Here is a 13,802-nt window from a genome sequence, read left to right as displayed (position 1 = left end):
TTCTTTATTTTAAAACCTTTACTTCTTTTTATATGAATATTTTATTCTAAAGTTACTTTTCGAATAGGTTTGATGAAAAAAGCAATAAAAATTACAGTTAAAATTGTCATTGTTCCGCCAAAAATAATTCCTGGAACTAACCCTAAAAATGTTGCGGCAATTCCACTTTCTAAAGCTCCTAATTCGTTAGAAGAGCTCACAAATATTGAATTGACAGATGAAACACGACCTTTCAAATTTTCGGGCGTTTTGATTTGTAAAATACTTTGACGAATTACCATCGAAATTGCATCAAAAGCACCTCCAAACATCAAAATAACAAAACATAAATACAGATTTTGACTAAATCCAAAAGAAATAATACAAACACCAAACATTGCGACTGCTCCCAATAATTTTGGTCCAACATTTCCTTTCAATAAACTTGGAATCATCGACAAGAAAAACATCATTATAATAGATCCAATTCCATGTGCTGAACGTAATAAACCAAAAGCTTCAGAACCTTGATTCAGTACTTTTTCTACGAAAGCTGGCAACAACGATTCTGCTCCACCAAAGAAAACCGCAAACATATCCAAACTCAAAACAGCTAAGATAATTGGTGTTCCCCAAATAAATCTCAAACCTTCTTTGATACGTGTCATTGGTGATTCTGTCGATTCTGATTCAGATAATTCTGCTGGTTTTTTAGAGATCAACAATATCATGACCATCGAAATACACATAATTGTAAAAGCGGTTATCAAAGCAGCTTCAATACCAAATTTTGCTAAAATAACTCCTCCTGCTAAAGGTCCTAAAACTGATCCAATCATAAATGCAGACGAAGAAACTGGAATTGCTTTTGTGTAGTTTTCTTTGCGAACAACTAAAGCTAAAAGGGCAAACAAAGCTGGTCCGCTAAAAGATCTTGTCAATCCCAAAATGAAAAATGCAAAATAACAAATTCCTAAATAAACAGGAATTCCAATTGCTTGCCGAACTGACGGAAAATTTACAATCATCAAGACAAAAGATGCAGTCATAAAACAACCAATACTTCGTACCAAAATCATCCGTTTATCCAATTTATCAACCAATTGTCCCGCATAAAAAGCAGTTAAAAGAATTGGTAAAAACTCTGCTAAACCAATTAATCCAAGAAAAATTTCTTTCTGAGTGACTTTAAAAATTTCGTAAGCAACAGATGTACTCTGAATAAATAAAGCAAATATTAAGGAAAACCTTAAAAATATGAATGGAATAAATTCTTTATTTTTCCAAACGGATGGAACTTTCTCCTCTGATGTCATTTTGTAATTTGAATTTTAAGTTTTTAAATGTACACTGATTTTATTCAAAACTACCTTGATTTTGGATAATAAATTTGTATAAAATCAAAAAAAATCTTCGCGTATTTCTACCCGAAGATTTTTGAAAGTTTATGATGTATTTTAGTGTTTAATTTAAGCGAATTCTAATTGTTTTTTCTCCTCTAATTGAAGACGATATTCGTAAATATCCTCAATTGTCAAAACTGTCATTTCATGTTTTTCGGCAAAATCTATAATTTGAGGAACTTTCGCCATTGTACCATCAACATTTGTCAATTCGCACAAAACAGCTTCATTTCCCAAACCTGCCAATTTCACAATATCAATACTTCCTTCTGTATGTCCACGTCGCTCCATAACGCCTTTTGGACGAGCGATTAAAGGAAAAACATGTCCAGGACGATTAAGATCAGTCGGTTTTGCTTGAGGATGAATTGCCGTTTTTATCGTTTGTACACGATCCGTAGCAGAAACACCAGTTGTTACACCTTCTTTTGCCTCAATCGTAACTGTAAATGCTGTATGAAAGCGCGAATTGTTATTCACAACCATCGGATTTAACTCCAACTCATTTGCTTTATCTTTCGAAATACAGAGACAAACAATTCCGCTACATTCGCGAATCATCAAAGCCATATCTGGTGCTGTAATGGTGGAAGCAGGAAAAATGATATCACCTTCGTTTTCGCGGTTTTCATCATCAATTAATAAAATTCCTTTTCCGTTTTGTAGATCTTTAATTGCATTTGCAATTCTTTCGTTGGCTGTTGAGCCAAATTGTGTGATTGTTTTCATTTGATTTTTGTTTTTATCATGAAACATCACTTCAGGGCGAAACACATTGTTAAGTAATAAGTTCAAAGTTGTGAGTCATGAGTTTTTACTCAGAACTTAATACTTATCACTCATGACTTTCAGTTGTGTTCAATTTTCTTCTCTCATCCAGACTATACTGTCGGTTTTGGAGTTTCACCAAATCAGTCCCATAACAAAGTTAAAGGAGTCGCGGACTATAACCGCCGGTAAGGAATTTCGCCTTGCCCCGAAGAAAATTTCGTTTGTTAATACTAATTTTTTATTTGAAAAATTACCATAAACTTTCACGAACAAAGTTACAAAACCAAAATGAGTTATTTATAATGAATAAAGATAAAAGATAAACAATTTTTTACCTTTAAAATTTATTAAATTATATCTTTGAAAAAAAGATTTATGAAAAAAAATTTATTCTTTGGAGCATTATTGGCTTCTACAATTTCATTTGCACAAATTACATTAGAAAAAACTTTTTCTAAAAATGAATATGTTTCTGTTATAAATAACAATAAGGATATTACTTATGTTTCAGCAACAAATGATAATAAACTTGTTTTATATAACTCTGATTATTCAATTATAAAAACAATTAGTGTTGATATGCCAAGTGATTACTCTTTACATTTTTCATATGATATATATGATCGTTGGTTATCTGTCTCTAAACATATTTTCAATACAGATGATAATTATGAATTTATTGTAGAGATAAGAAATGATAGTGATTATAAATATTTAATTATTGACGAAAACGGGAAAATTATAAAAAATTTATCTAATTCTCCTAATTATTCTTCTTACTATCCAACTGTATTTTTTGATGAAAAATCAAATAAAAATAAATTAATAATTTCACAAGTAAATAAACAAGATTATTTAGATATATATCAAGAAGTTTACTTATTACCTACTTCGTCTTTATCAATTGAAGAAGTAAAAGAAAATTCTAAATTACAAGCTTTTCCAAATCCTGCACAATCAACATTAAATATTGTTAATCCTAAAAATGGTGCAAACAATGTAGAAATTTATGATATATCAGGACGATTGATTCTAAAAAAAGACTTTAATCCTATTGAAAATAAAATTTCTATAGATGTTCAAAATTTATCTAATGGAAACTATATTTATAAAATAGGTAATTCTTCAGCAAAATTTTTAAAAAAATAAATCATTAAAAGCACCTTATTTAAAGGTGCTTTTTACAAATACCTTTCAACAATCGGTTTTATTTGATTTGCAATAAATTGATATCCTTTTTCATTTGGATGAATACCATCTTTTGAAAGATATTTTTCTTTAGTTGAATTAAAACGTGAGAAAATATCAATAAATTCTATTTGATTTTGAAGCGCTACTTCTTTTAGTTTCTGATTATATAATTCAATTTTCTGAGTTGTACGAAATTTACGTTCAGGAACTTTTATTCCATCAACCATTTTAGAAATTGGTAAAATACTTATCACATAAATGTTAGGTGTAAATTCTTTTGCTTGAGAAATTACTTCAAAAAGATTTGATTCAAAATTAGCGAGTGAAACCAATTCTACATCATATCTTTCAGCTAAATCATTTGCGCCATAAAAAAAGAAAATTAGATTTTCATCAGGAGAAAGACGTGCTTTTGTCTCAACTTCAAATCGGTTCATTAAACCTTCTGTTGTCTCACCTCCAATTCCAAGATTAAAACAATTGACTTCATTTGCATTGTTGTTATAAAATTCTGTATGACAATAACGTTTCAAAATTTCTACATAACCTCCCAAAACCCCGTCATATTCGCCGTAAGTAATACTATCACCAAAAAATAAGCAATTTGTCATCATCATCTAAAACAACACTTTATCCTCTTTTCTCAATTCTTCTAAATAAGCAGCTTTTTCGTCGCGATAAAATAAATTCATTGTTTCGAATGGAATTAATTTCAAATCTTTGTTGACGATATGTACGCAAGATTTTTTAACAGCACGAACATCAAAATCATGTGCATCCATAAAATTCATAATGATTATTCGGAACAAATTATCGTAATCTAAATCCAATTCAGGTGCACAAACTTCTGGTAAACAACAAAGTAATTGATTTACTTTTGGTTGCACTTTATCAACAGAAATTCCTGTACTAAAAATGTCTAATAATTGTACTTTCAATTGTTCATCTTGTTCGTAGACAATTGTATTTTTCGATTCGTTATTCAACAAATCCGCAGGATTAATATAACGTGTAAGCGGAATTACCTCATCATTCAATTTCAGCATATAACCCATCGCCAAAGCATCTGGATTGCACGGAACTGGAATAATATCATCTGAATTGAAAAGTGGATATTGATCAATAATTTCTTGACGAACTTCTGTTAATGTAATTTTTTCGTGAGCCGAATCATCTCTATTTCTTCCCGCAATTTCGACAGGTTGAAACGTCACGCCACGCACACATTTTTGTTTAAGCGCAAAATCAATAATCTTCCCTATTTCATCAATATTTTTATCTTTTTGCAACACAACAACCAAAGTTGTAGAAAGATTTAATTCATTCAATTTTTCTAAAGCTTTCATTCGAACATCTGTCAAATCTTTTCCTCGAAAATCTTCTAAAACTTCTTTTTTGAATGAATCAAATTGCAGATAAATTTCAAATTCAGGCGCATAAGTTGCTAATTTTTCGGCAAAACCAGGATCATTTGCAATTCTAATTCCGTTTGTATTCAACATCAAATGTTTAATCGGTTTTGATTTGGCAATTTCCATAATCTCAAAAAATTGCGGATGAATCGTCGGTTCTCCGCCACTAATTTGGACAACATCTGGCTCGCCTTCATTTTTTACAATTGTATCAAACATCGCTTCAATCTGCTCCAAACTACGATGAGAACCATAATGTGGCGACGACATGGCATAACAAGTTGGACATGTCAAATTGCATCGATCCGTCACCTCAACAATTGATAAACACGAATGTTGCTCGTGATCGACACATAAACCGCAATCGTACGGGCAACCATATTCAACATGCGTCCCAAAATGCAAAGGCATTTCTGAAGCTTTATTATAATTTCTGATGTTTTTGTAATAATCGACATCAGTTGCAATTTTTGTTTTGAAAAAACCATGATCTGGACAACGTTTTGTCATAAAAACATTTTCGTCTTCAATGATAATTTTTGCACCAACTCGTTTCAAACATTCTGGGCAAAGGCTTATTGTATAATCGTAATAAGTGTAATTTCTAACTGGCATAGTATGAGTTTTAAGTACTTAAAATCCATCAAAAATGAGATAGATTAAAGCTATAAATAATAAAAACAATCCTATAAGTGATCCAAAAAATAATATCACTAATCGTTGTATATTAATTTTCTTTTGAATTGATTGATAAATTAAACTAATAAGAGCAATAAGACTTGCTCCAAATAAATGCTACAAATAATAAAAAAATAACAATATCATCTGTATGAATAAATTGTTGCGCAAAAATAACTGCTAACATTGGCTACGTTTTACATTCCTCCACAAATCATTCCCGAGATAATAAGTGTTATCAAAGCACACATTCCGAAAACCATTAAATAATATTTTGTTTCTTTTCTATGTCCAGAAATTGAGTTAATAATTAGTGAAATTAATGTCCCAACAGCGCCACCAATAATCGCAATCACTAACAAAATAGCAATGATAATATAAATAAAATCACTTCCAAGACCGCCTTCTGCAAAAATAACTGCGTAGATCATTTTATGTATTTAGGTTTAGTTTGTAATAACTTAAAGATATAATAAATTATGACACAAACGCATGTTAATTGTATAGAACTTAAACCTAAAAATAATGGATGAATTGGTTTGATAAAATCTAAACAAAAACGAAATAAAAAATAAGCCAACATAAAGACTTGAAATAGATATCCAGAAGGATAAATATATTTTTTCTGAATAATCTTCAAAACTATCCAAAGCAAAAGAAGGTAAACAATTTCGTACAACGCAACGGGATGACGCATCAATCCATCGCCTAAATTCATTCCAAAAATTGAAGTTGTTTCTATACCATACGTTTGTTCGTAAACACCTGTTAAAAAGCAACCAATTCGACCAATTATCATTGCTAAAATTAATGGAAAAACAATCAAATCGCCTGTACTTTCTTTATGGCCAATAATTTTTTTTGTGATTTCTACGCCAATCAAACCAAAGGTTAATCCACCTACAATTGTATTACTTGTCCAAAAATAAAGAAACTGATTTTTTGCATCCAAAAGGGCTTGCGGGTTTTCTAATGTTCCAATAATTTTAGAACCCAAAAGTGCACCTATTAATGCTCCAATAATGATACTAAACGATTGGATTGTTGTTAAACTTGATTTGTTACGTTTTCGTAGAAATGCGTAATAACGCATCGCAATAAAAATTCCGACCGATTCGAGAATAGGATGAATTAAGACCGAATGTCCAAAAATTTCGATGGATACAGGAAAATCTATTGTCACAGATTAATTAGGTTTTGAGTAAATGTAATTGATTTTATAGAAATAAAAAAAGCGATGTTGAACATCGCTTTTAATCTATATTTTATCAATATTATTAACGGAATTTAGAAAAATCTCTCGGACGTTTTTCTAAGAACGCATTACGACCTTCTACAGCCTCTTCTGTTCCATATGCAAAACGCGTAGTTTCACCAGCAAAAATTTGTTGTCCAACTAAACCATCGTCCACTAAATTGAATGCAAACTTCAACATTTTAATTGCCGTTGGCGATTTTGTTAAAATTTCTTGTGCCCAATCAAAAGCAACTTGTTCTAACTCGTCATGTGGAACAACTAAATTCACCATTCCCATATCGTAAGCCTCTTGTGCAGAGTAATTCAATCCTAAGAAAAAGATTTCACGTGCACGTTTTTGACCAACCTGTTTAGCCAAATAAGCCGAACCGTAACCACCATCAAATGAAGCTACATCTGCATCAGTTTGTTTGAAAATTGCGTGTTCTTTAGAAGCCAATGTCATATCACAAACCACGTGCAAAGAATGTCCTCCACCTACTGCCCAACCGTTTACCACAGCTACAACAACTTTAGTCGAAAAACGAATCAAACGCTGAACTTCTAAAATATTTAAACGTCCAACACCATCTTGTCCTTCATAACCTTTTGCACCACGAACACGTTGATCTCCTCCAGAACAGAAAGCCCAACCACCGTCTTTTGCAGATGGTCCTTCTCCTGTTAATAAAATTACACCAACTTCACGATCTTCTTCTGCTAATTGAAAAGCATCTAATAATTCGAAAACAGTTTTCGGACGAAATGCATTACGAACTTCAGGACGATTAAACGCAATACGCATAACACCATCACATTTCTTGAACGTGATATCTTCGTACTCCTTTACCGTTTGCCAATTGATTGTTGCCATTATATATTTTGTTTTTTGATTAAAAATTTAACTTTTCGAAATTAAGGCTTTTCTATTAATTAAGAATAAAGTTAATAAAACTATAGGTTATTTTTTAGATTTGATTTCACCAACAACTCTCCTATTGTTTTTGATTTCAGTTCTGTTTCTCGCCATTCATTTTCAGGAATAGAATCAGGCATTATACCTCCTCCAACATATAAATTAACTTTATTCGAAAAGATTTTCGCACATCGAAGATTCACAAAATACTCTGATTCTGTTTTATTTTGAAAGCCCATAAAACCAGCATAAAAAGTACGATCATATCCTTCATTTTTTAAGATAAAATCTTTTGAAAGATCTTTTGGCATTCCTCCTACAGCAGGTGTTGGATGCAAGGCTTTCAACAAATCATATAGCTGCGATTTGTCTTTTAATTGAGCTGAAATAAATGATTTCAAATGTTCAAAAAAGCCAGCATTTACAGAAAATGGACCATCAACATCGATGTAAGATGTATAAGGTTCTAAAGTTGACGAAATATAATCGGTTACCACTTGTTGTTCGTGATATTCTTTCTCTGTCCATTCATCTTCTTTTGCTTTTGTTCCAGCCAAAGAAACAGTTTGTATAAATTGGTTATTTTCTTTCAATAAAAGCTCCGGCGAAGCTCCAATCCAACAACCTTCTTCTGCATCAAATCGCAAATACACATAGGCATTTGGATAATGTTGATGCAAATTTTTGAACGTTTCAACTAAATTAATATTCGTTTCTGGAAGTGAATTGATTCGACTAATTACAATTTTTTTAGTTGGTGAATCACTTTGTAATTCTTGAACTGTTTTTTGAATTAAATTAATATAATTTTCATACGAAATAGCTTCATTTTGATCAGATTCTGGTAGAGAAAGTTCGAAATTTGGTAATTCATCAATCGAAATTTCTATAACCTCATCATCATTAAATTCAATCAATTTTGTATTATCGAAACTATTACAAATAAACTTGTTAGCCGATTCTAAACTTTTATTTTCCCACAACTCCACTTGTGTAGAATTTGGTTTTCTAAAAAGTAGAAATGGTTTTTGATTCTGGATTAATCTTTCAAGTTTATCTTGAAATTTTTTAAACATGTTTTTTAGAAATAATGGCGTTTGTTAAATGTGTATAACAGATTAATTTATCGTTTTCATCTTTGATTTCAATCTTAATCAAATGCGAAGTACGACCTTGTTTTACAACTGTTGCATGCCCAAAAATTATTCCTTCCTTTTTTGGACGAAGATGATTTGCGTCAACATGTTGACCAACCGCCACAAAATCATCAGAATTTAGAATAACATTAGACAAAGTACTTCCCAATGTTTCTGCCAAAACGATAGAAGCGCCGCCGTGCAACAAACCAAAAGGCTGATGAACTTTAGGCGTTACAGGCATTTTTCCTGATAAAAAATCTTCTCCAACTGCCGTAAATTCTATATCTAAAGTTTCAAGTAATGTATTTTTCGACATTTCGTTGAACTTCTGTAAAATATCTTGTTCGTTCATGATTTAATGTATTTTTGGGTTATAAAGTGCTGGATGTTTCGCCGTAACATCTTTGTAAAAATCTTGAATTTCATCCATCACATCTTCTAAAGTTCTGTTTTCTGTATCCACAATTTTTGAAATTCCAGCTCGTTTTTTCTTGAAATCACAATAAGCCAAAACAATCGGAACATCTGCTTTTTGTGCGATATAGAAAAATCCATTTTTCCATTTTTCTGCACGAGAACGTGTTCCTTCTGGTGTATTGATTAAATATAATTTATCTGATTTTTTTAAAATATCTGAAGCAAAATCAACCATATTATGTCGTTGAGAACGATCAATTCCGATTCCGCCCATTTTCTTGATAAAATATCCATACCAAGGCTTTGTCCAAGCATCTTTGATAAACATTTTCATTGGAATTCCCATTTGCCAAAAAGCCAAAATAGTGTAGTAAAAATCCCAATTGGAAGTGTGCGGAGCGCAAACCAAAACGCATTTATCTACTTTCGATAAATCGAGATGATTATCTAATTTCCAACCTCCTAATGAGTACAAAAGTTTACCTAAAATTTTTTTCATAAAATGATGCTTTATGCATTTGCAAACATACAAAACTCGAAACGGATATTAGTCAAAGTAACCAAAAATAAAAAGAGACATTCCGAAATGAAATGTCTCTTTTTGAATATTATTAATTAAAATACTTCTTAAGTCTACGCAAAGAAATCAACGATTATTTGAATGATTTCTGTAGTTAATGTTAATAGAATCTGTATCATCTTTATAGTGTATTTCTTGGTTTGATTTTTCTTTTTTGTTTTCGGTTCTTGGTAAATTTAGTCCTACTGAACCATCTTTACTTTCGATACGAATACCATTTTTATCGATTCTAACTCTCGCCGAATCGTTTCCGTCGTTTACATTTATGTTTAGATCCTCTGAATCAAGATTGATATCGTCCTCAGAATCTGAATCTTTTTGACAATTCAAACATACGAATTTTTTTCCATTATATCCAAAATAATTGTTATTCACATCGTTAATATAATCTGTGTCATATTGTCCAGAACGCAAATTTACTGAATTAGATTTTTTAACAAATACTACTTTATTTTTAGGAACATAAATTTTGATATCAACTGTTTGCTCTCTAAACTTACCATCTTTAGGAATTTTAACGAAATTATCTAAATTTAACTTGTTTCCATTCAATTGATAATTGTATTTGATCGACTCTAAATTACGCTTTGCTTCCTCTTTACTTCCACCTTTTGATGAGTAACGAATTTCTAAATGAATGTTATTATCATTGCTTTCTTCGATATCAAATGTCTTATAAATCGGAATAACTAAATTTCCATTTTCGTCAATCAATTGTTCTAATTTATTAAAACCGCTGTATTTGTAGTTACCGTCTTCGTTGTTTACAAATTGAATTTGAAGTGTATCTGATGGGATATTTAAAATTTTATCCTCGGTCATTTCAACATTACTTCTAAATTTACTTGCTGTACTTACCGAAATTCCAATGATTGCAAATAATGCAACAAACCAAAGAGCGATTGATCCAAAAATGACAGCTTTACTTACTTTAACTTTATTCCAGAAACATTTTACACCTAAAATTGTCAATAAAACACCTGGAATTACCATTAATATTCCTCCAAATATTTTGGCTGCCATACTCATCCATTCCTCTTCAACAAGGTAACCGAATAATTCTGTTGGCATTTCTGTCCAAGTTGTAAAGAAGAAAAAGAATCCTCCAATGATTAATCCAATTCCTGAACTTAAAATGATAAATCCGATGAACCAAAGTAAAATTCGACCAAAAACGCCAAAGGCTCCTCCTAATTTATTACTCAATTCTTTACTTCCACTTACAACAGCTTCACTGGCTTGTTCTACGTTTTTTTTTAATGTATCAATGTTTGCTGGTTGTCCGTACATCTGTAACTTTTCTGATGTTGTTTTTGCTTTTGGAACAAAAATTAACAAGATAAAATAACAGAACACTACTAAGAAAAACGATACACCTGCTGTAAAAATTCCTAAAACTCCTAGAACTAACCAAATAGAACGTACAAACCAAGGATCAACGCCCATATAATGCGCCAAACCAGCAGATAATCCTGTTACAATTGTATCATCTGGATCGCGGTACAAACGTTTCGCACTTGTTTGTTGTCCTCCATACGATTGATTATTTGACGAATAATTGTATGATGAATTTGTAGACGTTTTTTCGTTCTCTTCATCTTCTTCAACTTTGTATTGATCTGGATGTCCCATTGTTGCAATTACAAAATTGATATCATCTTCATTTACGACTTCTCTAAATTTTAATCGTTCACGAAATAATTCAGAAATACGGATTTCTACATCTTCAATAATATCTTCTACACCTTCCGTACCTCTCAAAGAAGTTTTTACATCTTGTAAATAGGTCTTTAATTTATTATAGGCGATTTCGTCTAACACGAAAGAAAATCCTCCTATACTTATTGATACTGTTTTATCCATTTTTGTGCGTTTCTGTGGTTACTTTATTCACGGCTTCAATTAACTGTTCCCAAGTTTCAGCTAATTCTTTTAAAAAATTTTCACCTAACTCTGTAAGTGCATAATATTTGCGAGGTGGTCCTGACGTTGATTCTTCCCAGCGATACTGTAAAAGGTCATCATTTTTAAGTCTTGTCAAAAGCGGATATAATGTTCCTTCAACAACAATCATCTCTGCTTTTTTCAATTCGTCTATGATATCAGATGCATACGCATCCCCTTTTTTGATAATGCTGAGAATACAATATTCCAGTACACCTTTTCGCATCTGAACTTTTGTTTTCTCTATATTCATAAGAACGGCTTGTTTTATTTTGTTATACAAATATATATAAAAGTTTTAGTATTATGCAAAACAAAGTACTGAATTATTTTTAGTATTATAAATAAAAAATACAACAATCGGTCTGTTTATCAAGGTTTGTTGAATTAATATTTTTTTAAAGTTTTTTTTAGAAAATTTCTAAATCTCCAAAAAAAGAACTTTTAAAGACGATTTTTATTAAATTTAGAGAATAATTAAAGCTAATTATGGATCAATTCTCTTGGATAAAAGATTATAAAAGCAACGAAAATATAGAAACGTTAACTGATATTATTCCAGATTTATTTAAAAAATATTATATGATTCATTGGAAAATTGGAATTATAGATGATTTTCCTTTCGAAAAATATCCATCAAATAACTTAACCATAGAAGAAATCAACCAAAGAATAAAGATTGAAAGAGAATTTGGATTATTTCTTAATCCTCAAAAAAGTAATCTTTACAGAGAAATAAATCTTGATGAACTTTCTCAAAAACTTAAACTTGAAAAAAATATAAATATTTTAGATAATTTTAAAGATAATCCGGCAATTGAATTTCTAGAGAATCAAACAATTGATTGTATAGATAAAGGATTAAATAAAATTATAAATTCTCAAACCTTACATTTATATATCAGCAATATCGAGGAATTTTATTGGGAAGAAAATTATAAGCAAAGGAATAGTAATGTTTTAATTTCAGAATATCTTGATTTTCAAAAAAATTCAGATTTCGATTCTAATTACTTTCTTTTTCCTGATGATTTAAGTTGGTGCTTGATTACTTACGAAGATTTACCTCTTATATTTTGTACAAATACTAATAGTCCTTTTGATTTAGAATTATTCCCATTAATATATAATCAAACATTGTTTTAATAGCATTAATCATAATTCATCAATAATTAACTTTCCTTACCTTTGTCAAAAATCGAGCTCACACAATGAAAAAAATTATAGGAAGCGCAATGCTTTTAGGTGCATTTTTGGCTTCAGAAAGTGCTTTAGCTTGGGGATTAACAGGTCACCGAGTGGTTTCTCAAATTGCAGAACAACACATTAGCAAGAAAACTCGTAAAGAAATTACAAAAATTATTGGTCCACAAAAGTTAGCTTATTGGGCAAACTGGCCAGATTTTATCAAGTCTGATGATTCTTGGAAACATGCAGATTCTTATCACTATGTTAACATTCCTGGAGATTTAAATCGTCAACAATTTGATGCTGCTTTAGAGCAAACTTCAAATGAAAACATGTACAAAAAAGGTTTGTTTTTAATGAATGAATTAAAAAACAATAAAAACCTTACAATCGAGCAAAAACAACACGATTTATATTTCTTGATTCACATTCTTGGTGATGCACATCAACCACTTCACGTTGGTCGCCCAGATGATTTGGGAGGAAATCGTATCAAAGTTGAATGGTTCCGTGATAAAGTAAATATCCACACCGTTTGGGATTCTAAATTGGTAGATTACGAAAACTATTCTTACACAGAATATTCTAATTTATTGGATATTGCGTCAAAAGAACGTCAAAAAGCAATGAAAGAAGGTACTTATGCTGATTGGATTTATGGTTCGTACATTCTTGCAAACAATATCTATGCAGGAGTAAAAATGGACGATAAATTAGGTTACCGTTACCATTTTGATAATAAATTTATCATCGAAGATCAATTGTTAAAAGGAGGAATTCGTTTAGCAAAAGTTTTAGACGATGTATTCAAATAAAATAGATTTTTAGATCATTCTAAAATAAATTCAAATCCTGAAAAGTCAATTTTTCAGGATTTTTTATGCGTTAAATTTAATGTTCGGACTTTTTGACATAACCAACCTTACAAAACAAGTCATTTTGTCCGA

15 protein-coding genes and 1 riboswitch are annotated in these 13,802 nt (G+C 30.7%); of the genes, 3 read left to right on the top strand and 12 right to left on the bottom strand.

Annotated features, from left to right (window positions below; translation table 11 throughout):
- Positions 1 to 41: 41 nt before the first annotated feature.
- The gene (locus tag B4H69_RS08265; RefSeq protein ID WP_180904790.1) at positions 42 to 1,295 is read right to left on the bottom strand and encodes an MFS transporter; all 1,254 of its coding nucleotides are present in this window, start codon (positions 1,293 to 1,295) and stop codon (positions 42 to 44) included.
- Between the two features lie 153 nt (positions 1,296 to 1,448).
- A complete protein-coding gene (ribB, locus tag B4H69_RS08260; protein ID WP_180904791.1) occupies positions 1,449 to 2,111 on the bottom strand; it encodes a 3,4-dihydroxy-2-butanone-4-phosphate synthase in 663 nt (220 codons plus the stop codon).
- A 131-nt stretch (positions 2,112 to 2,242) separates the two neighbouring features.
- A riboswitch (FMN riboswitch) is annotated at positions 2,243 to 2,370 on the bottom strand.
- 158 nt (positions 2,371 to 2,528) lie between these two features.
- Between ribB and B4H69_RS08255 the strand changes: the two genes are divergently transcribed.
- Complete coding sequence (locus tag B4H69_RS08255) at positions 2,529 to 3,302, top strand: T9SS type A sorting domain-containing protein (protein WP_180904792.1); 774 nt, start codon at positions 2,529 to 2,531, stop codon at positions 3,300 to 3,302.
- Between the two features lie 32 nt (positions 3,303 to 3,334).
- Here B4H69_RS08255 and B4H69_RS08250 read toward each other — a convergent pair whose 3' ends face one another.
- From B4H69_RS08250 to B4H69_RS08205, 10 genes are all read right to left on the bottom strand, one after another.
- Entirely contained in the window at positions 3,335 to 3,955 is a 621-nt protein-coding gene (locus tag B4H69_RS08250; RefSeq protein WP_180904793.1) for an SGNH/GDSL hydrolase family protein, read from the bottom strand.
- 6 nt (positions 3,956 to 3,961) lie between these two features.
- A complete protein-coding gene (locus B4H69_RS08245) occupies positions 3,962 to 5,371 on the bottom strand; it encodes a radical SAM protein (RefSeq protein WP_291093459.1) in 1,410 nt (469 codons plus the stop codon).
- Between the two features lie 260 nt (positions 5,372 to 5,631).
- On the bottom strand, positions 5,632 to 5,865 hold the full coding sequence (locus B4H69_RS08240; protein ID WP_286500865.1) for a hypothetical protein: 234 nt from the start codon (positions 5,863 to 5,865) through the stop codon (positions 5,632 to 5,634).
- Positions 5,862 to 6,617, bottom strand: coding sequence for a prolipoprotein diacylglyceryl transferase (locus B4H69_RS08235; RefSeq protein WP_291093454.1), 756 nt, complete (start codon positions 6,615 to 6,617; stop codon positions 5,862 to 5,864). Before B4H69_RS08235 ends, B4H69_RS08240 begins: the two co-directional genes overlap by 4 nt.
- 94 nt (positions 6,618 to 6,711) lie before the next feature.
- Positions 6,712 to 7,545 carry a 1,4-dihydroxy-2-naphthoyl-CoA synthase gene (locus B4H69_RS08230; protein ID WP_125350193.1) on the bottom strand — a complete coding sequence of 278 codons (834 nt, stop codon included), beginning with the start codon at positions 7,543 to 7,545 and terminating at the stop codon, positions 6,712 to 6,714.
- Between the two features lie 80 nt (positions 7,546 to 7,625).
- Positions 7,626 to 8,663 carry an isochorismate synthase gene (locus B4H69_RS08225; RefSeq protein ID WP_180904797.1) on the bottom strand — a complete coding sequence of 346 codons (1,038 nt, stop codon included), beginning with the start codon at positions 8,661 to 8,663 and terminating at the stop codon, positions 7,626 to 7,628.
- Positions 8,656 to 9,078 carry a PaaI family thioesterase gene (locus B4H69_RS08220; RefSeq protein WP_180904798.1) on the bottom strand — a complete coding sequence of 141 codons (423 nt, stop codon included), beginning with the start codon at positions 9,076 to 9,078 and terminating at the stop codon, positions 8,656 to 8,658. Before B4H69_RS08220 ends, B4H69_RS08225 begins: the two co-directional genes overlap by 8 nt.
- Before the next feature lie 3 nt (positions 9,079 to 9,081).
- Complete coding sequence (locus B4H69_RS08215) at positions 9,082 to 9,642, bottom strand: 1-acyl-sn-glycerol-3-phosphate acyltransferase (protein WP_038332240.1); 561 nt, start codon at positions 9,640 to 9,642, stop codon at positions 9,082 to 9,084.
- A gap of 147 nt (positions 9,643 to 9,789) precedes the next feature.
- Complete coding sequence (locus B4H69_RS08210) at positions 9,790 to 11,586, bottom strand: PspC domain-containing protein (protein ID WP_180904799.1); 1,797 nt, start codon at positions 11,584 to 11,586, stop codon at positions 9,790 to 9,792.
- The gene (locus tag B4H69_RS08205) at positions 11,579 to 11,920 is read right to left on the bottom strand and encodes a PadR family transcriptional regulator (protein ID WP_038332243.1); all 342 of its coding nucleotides are present in this window, start codon (positions 11,918 to 11,920) and stop codon (positions 11,579 to 11,581) included. Before B4H69_RS08205 ends, B4H69_RS08210 begins: the two co-directional genes overlap by 8 nt.
- A 236-nt stretch (positions 11,921 to 12,156) precedes the next feature.
- On the opposite strand from B4H69_RS08205, the gene B4H69_RS08200 reads away from it, so the two are divergent.
- Positions 12,157 to 12,813, top strand: coding sequence for a hypothetical protein (locus B4H69_RS08200; RefSeq protein WP_180904800.1), 657 nt, complete (start codon positions 12,157 to 12,159; stop codon positions 12,811 to 12,813).
- A 65-nt stretch (positions 12,814 to 12,878) separates the two neighbouring features.
- Entirely contained in the window at positions 12,879 to 13,670 is a 792-nt protein-coding gene (locus B4H69_RS08195) for a S1/P1 nuclease (RefSeq protein WP_180904801.1), read from the top strand.
- Positions 13,671 to 13,802 lie beyond the last annotated feature (132 nt).

It is taken from the genome of Empedobacter sp. UBA6745 (assembly GCF_002453775.1).
In the GTDB taxonomy this organism is placed as follows: Bacteria; Bacteroidota; Bacteroidia; order Flavobacteriales; family Weeksellaceae; genus Empedobacter; species Empedobacter falsenii_C.
This window is presented reverse-complemented; position numbering and strand designations above follow the sequence as displayed.

Excerpts from the sequence above, each read along its gene's own strand:
- B4H69_RS08225 (WP_180904797.1), bottom strand. The coding sequence starts at position 8,663 with ATGTTTAAAAAATTTCAAGATAAACTTGAAAGATTAATCCAGAATCAA.
- B4H69_RS08205 (WP_038332243.1), bottom strand. The coding sequence starts at position 11,920 with ATGAATATAGAGAAAACAAAAGTTCAGATGCGAAAAGGTGTACTGGAA.
- B4H69_RS08215 (WP_038332240.1), bottom strand. The coding sequence starts at position 9,642 with ATGAAAAAAATTTTAGGTAAACTTTTGTACTCATTAGGAGGTTGGAAA.
- B4H69_RS08210 (WP_180904799.1), bottom strand. The coding sequence starts at position 11,586 with ATGGATAAAACAGTATCAATAAGTATAGGAGGATTTTCTTTCGTGTTA.
- B4H69_RS08240 (WP_286500865.1), bottom strand. The coding sequence starts at position 5,865 with ATGATCTACGCAGTTATTTTTGCAGAAGGCGGTCTTGGAAGTGATTTT.
- B4H69_RS08195 (WP_180904801.1), top strand. The coding sequence starts at position 12,879 with ATGAAAAAAATTATAGGAAGCGCAATGCTTTTAGGTGCATTTTTGGCT.
- B4H69_RS08245 (WP_291093459.1), bottom strand. The coding sequence starts at position 5,371 with ATGCCAGTTAGAAATTACACTTATTACGATTATACAATAAGCCTTTGC.
- B4H69_RS08250 (WP_180904793.1), bottom strand. The coding sequence starts at position 3,955 with ATGACAAATTGCTTATTTTTTGGTGATAGTATTACTTACGGCGAATAT.
- B4H69_RS08230 (WP_125350193.1), bottom strand. The coding sequence starts at position 7,545 with ATGGCAACAATCAATTGGCAAACGGTAAAGGAGTACGAAGATATCACG.
- ribB (WP_180904791.1), bottom strand. The coding sequence starts at position 2,111 with ATGAAAACAATCACACAATTTGGCTCAACAGCCAACGAAAGAATTGCA.
- B4H69_RS08220 (WP_180904798.1), bottom strand. The coding sequence starts at position 9,078 with ATGAACGAACAAGATATTTTACAGAAGTTCAACGAAATGTCGAAAAAT.
- B4H69_RS08200 (WP_180904800.1), top strand. The coding sequence starts at position 12,157 with ATGGATCAATTCTCTTGGATAAAAGATTATAAAAGCAACGAAAATATA.
- B4H69_RS08265 (WP_180904790.1), bottom strand. The coding sequence starts at position 1,295 with ATGACATCAGAGGAGAAAGTTCCATCCGTTTGGAAAAATAAAGAATTT.
- B4H69_RS08255 (WP_180904792.1), top strand. The coding sequence starts at position 2,529 with ATGAAAAAAAATTTATTCTTTGGAGCATTATTGGCTTCTACAATTTCA.